The organism is Streptomyces sp. NPDC086989 (genome assembly GCF_044745505.1).
Taxonomy (GTDB): domain Bacteria; phylum Actinomycetota; class Actinomycetes; order Streptomycetales; family Streptomycetaceae; genus Streptomyces.
Window position 1 is genome coordinate 1 of sequence record NZ_JBIVAL010000053.1, and the last position, 3,341, is coordinate 3,341.

The following is a 3,341-nucleotide window of genomic DNA, read 5'->3' on the forward strand; positions in this document are numbered from 1 at the left end:
CTACGAGCGCAAGGCTGAACACTTCCTCGCCTTCGTCGGCATAGCCGCAGCCCTCATCTGCCACCGCCGCCTCACCAAATGAAACGACGTCTTAGAACTCCTAACGGTCAGTAACCCGGTCCCTGAACGCGGAGTGGGTGGAGATCACCAACACCACCCGCGATCAACCTCCGCGGCTGGACGCTGCGCAACGCGGACGGCAACCGCTGCCGCTTCGACAGCGTCCGCATCAACGGGCGGGCCACGATCCGTATTCACTCCGGGTCCGGCCGCAACCCGTACCGACCTGTTCCAGAACCGCCGCGACTACGTCTGGGACAACCGCGCCGACACCGCCACCCTGCGCGATGACCGAGGCCGCACCGTCGACACCGAGTCCTGGGGCCACCGCCACCACTGACGAGCGGTGACCGTCGGTGGCCGCTTGGACGGCGGGCGGCCACCGACACCGTCAAGCTGCCTGGCAGGGGGACGATGCCTGCGCGCTCTGGCCGGTCGGTTGATGGATCCGTCAGTTCCGTCTGCGTCTCACATTCCGTATGGCTCCGCTATGCCCGTGCCCATCTGCGCCACCTCTTCCCCTACCTGCCCCAGTAGCCCGGCTACAACAAGCGGCTGCGCAAGGCCGCCGGTCTGATGCGAAGCGTCAACCGGATCCTGGCCACCACCACCTCGGTGTGGAGCGACGACGTATGGGTCGTGGACTCCACCCCGGTGGAATGCGGCCGCTCCCACGAGACCGTCAAACTCTCCGACCTGGCAGGTTGGGCCGAATACGGCTACTGCGCCACCACAGCCGCTTCTTCTGGGGCGTGCGCCTGAACCCTTCAGGGCCTGCCCATCGCCTTCGCCCTGACCGGGGCCAAGGCCCGACGAATGCGAGGCCCCCCTTGGCCTCCTGGCAGCCGAACGCGAGCTTCTGCGAGAGCGCCCCCGACAGACTCTCATCGGCGACAAGAACTACTTCGGCCGTGACTTCGAACGCGAACTGTCCGAGCATGGAGTCGGCCCGTAAACCTGCGGGCAGTCGGGAGTCGTCGAGTCCGTCGCGCCTGGCGATGAGGATGCCGAGTTCGAGACGGCTCAGAGCCTCGCTTCCGCCGAGGTGGTGGATGCCGGTTGCATCTCCCGACGCGAGTTCCATGAGAGCTGAGGCCAAGTCGGCCACATGTACTGGGCAACGGATGTCGTCGGTGAACAGGACGCCGACGCGGGTACCGGCGGCAAGGTCGTGAACCGCCCGTTCGTGTTCGGACTTCCCGTCGCCGATGATCAGAGAGGTGCGGGCCACCACGGCAGCTTCTACAACAACGCAGGCTCCGTCGACCTCATCGCCGACATCGCTGGCTACTACACGTCGTAACGCCGGAGCGTCTCCCCGTGCGTCGGCCTGCCGTTGGCCGACGCACGGGCCGCCGCGCCGCCCGGGCCCGGTGCGGGTCCGTCAGCGCAAGGCGAGGCGCATCAGGATTCGGGGGGCCCGCCAGGACCGACGCGGTGTCGGCGGCGTGTCCCCTCGCCTCAGTTGACGGACGCCCGGCGGGGGTGCCATCCCTCGCCGGGCGCCGGTGGGTGTACGGGTACGGTCAGGTCCCGGGCAGCGGCATGCTGGTCACGTGCGCTCGTACCGGCTCGTGTCGCCCCTGTGAGCTGGAACCGTCATAACTCACGTAGTAGACGGAGCTGTACGCCTCGAACGTGAGGGGCCCCGTGACGCTGGCCTCGGAGCCGTCCTGCCGGCGGACGTCGATGGTGTGGGTCTCGTTGTACATGGCTCCGGCGGTCTTCGGTTGGACGACGAGGGTCTGCGTGATCGTTTCCGACTGCATGTCCGTGACCGCCGTGGACGACGCGTAGCCCAGGTTGACCGACAGTGACGTGGAGACCTTGGCCTCCGCCACGAAGATGTCCACGCCGGCTTCGAAGCCGACCGTGACCCCGACAGAGGAGCTGAAGGTCTGGGAATCGGTGGTGCTGACGCCGTACGTGAGCGCCTTGGACTGGCTTTGCGAGGTGTCCCCTTGGTTGTTCCCGTACAACGCCAGGGTGTAGCTGCGTTTGCGGATGACCGTGTAATAGGGCGAGTTGGCCAGCTGCCACTCGACACCCGTCCCGTCCTGAATGGCCAAGAACGGGACGAGGACCGTCCGGTCGACCGACGGAACGGTTTGCCCGACCGGCTCGTCGAAGCTGTCCATGGTCGGCGGGGCCGGGGGAGGACCGGTGACGATTACCGGCGGCAGGTTCAGGAGGTTTTGGACGGGGGTGTCCACAGGTGGCCCATCGGGGGAGTAGACGAAGGCACCATCGGTCGTCAGCAGGATGCCGTCCGGATCGCCCGTGTACTGAGGGGGTGTGATGCGCCAGCCGCCGAAGGGGCCGCTTTCGCTCTCCACCGGCGCGTTGGTGCTGACGTAGGTGTGGCCGTCACTCTGCTGTCCTGCCCGCACACACATGCACCACCGGGCGTCACCGTTGCTGTTGGGGTCACCCCCCTCGGGTTCGAACACGTCGGAGAAGGCCAGGTACCCGTCCGGTGCCACCGGCCGCCAGAGCGTGTCGGCGAGCTGGTCGAAGCGAACGGGAGCGGCCAGCAGGGGGTTGTTCGGGTCCGGGTCGGTCTCCTTCACCAAGATGACGATCCCGGCCATCTGGGCACCCTCGAATCCCGTCAGGACGAGGCTGTACCAGGTGTCATCCGGCATGGAGTGATCGGATGGGTCCCAGAAGCACACCGTGAGTGCTCCGAACGTCTGGGGCGTCGACAGCATGGCTTTCTCCTTCCTCGATGGACGCATGACCGTGACGAGTGATCGGTCGGTCCCGTGCGGACAGCCCGCCCGGAGAGAAGTGGGCCGCTCATGGGCCGATGCAGAAGCAGTCCGATGCGGGTGGGGTCGCCCGAGGCCGTACGGGGCGGGGGCCCACGGCACCGTCACAGCCGGACATGCCTGCCTCCATGGAAGGCGCAGCACCTGTACACCCGCCACCGCGACGGACGTCCGTGACGGGTATCCCACGACACGCTCTGCCCCCGGCCCCGGCAGGAGCCTTGGCGAGCACGCCGGCCGCGGTTACGCCGAACGGGTGAGGCGAATGATCAAGCCGTCTGCTCGTGCAGGGGGCGGGTGCCGGGGGTGTTCAGCCTCAGCAACCGGCGCGGGCAGCCCGGACCCCTTGGTTTAGAGGTCCTAACAGAAGCCGTTGATCATGTGACTTTCGGTTCGGGTGGTCGTTGGTCCTGCTGTGGGGAAACGTCAGTCGCGGCCGTGGATCGTGTCGGATGAGCTGTGGTCGCTGATCGAGCCGTTGTTGCCTGAGCCGGCGCCGAAGCTGGCTGA

General features: G+C 67.1%; 1 protein-coding gene and 3 pseudogenes. 2 read left to right on the forward strand and 2 right to left on the reverse strand.

Going from position 1 to position 3,341, the window contains the following annotated elements; genetic code table 11:
- Window positions 1–116: 116 nt before the first annotated feature.
- Together ACIPK4_RS40040 and ACIPK4_RS40045 are read left to right on the forward strand one after the other, a co-directional pair.
- Window positions 117–400, forward strand: a pseudogene (locus ACIPK4_RS40040) (lamin tail domain-containing protein); the annotation flags it as partial.
- 140 nt (window positions 401–540) lie between these two features.
- Window positions 541–1,006 (forward strand): annotated as a pseudogene (locus ACIPK4_RS40045) (transposase); the annotation flags it as partial.
- Here the strand turns inward: ACIPK4_RS40045 and ACIPK4_RS40050 are convergent.
- Together ACIPK4_RS40050 and ACIPK4_RS40055 are read right to left on the reverse strand one after the other, a co-directional pair.
- A pseudogene (locus ACIPK4_RS40050) lies at window positions 995–1,300 on the reverse strand (sugar nucleotide-binding protein); the annotation flags it as partial. The pseudogenes ACIPK4_RS40045 and ACIPK4_RS40050 sit on opposite strands and share 12 nt — an antisense overlap.
- Window positions 1,301–1,586: 286 nt before the next feature.
- The gene (locus ACIPK4_RS40055) at window positions 1,587–2,705 is read right to left on the reverse strand and encodes a hypothetical protein (protein WP_402322895.1); all 1,119 of its coding nucleotides are present in this window, start codon (window positions 2,703–2,705) and stop codon (window positions 1,587–1,589) included.
- Window positions 2,706–3,341 lie beyond the last annotated feature (636 nt).

Coding starts and splice junctions, on each gene's coding strand:
- ACIPK4_RS40055 (WP_402322895.1), bottom strand. CDS start 2,705: ATGCCGGATGACACCTGGTACAGCCTCGTCCTGACGGGATTCGAGGGT.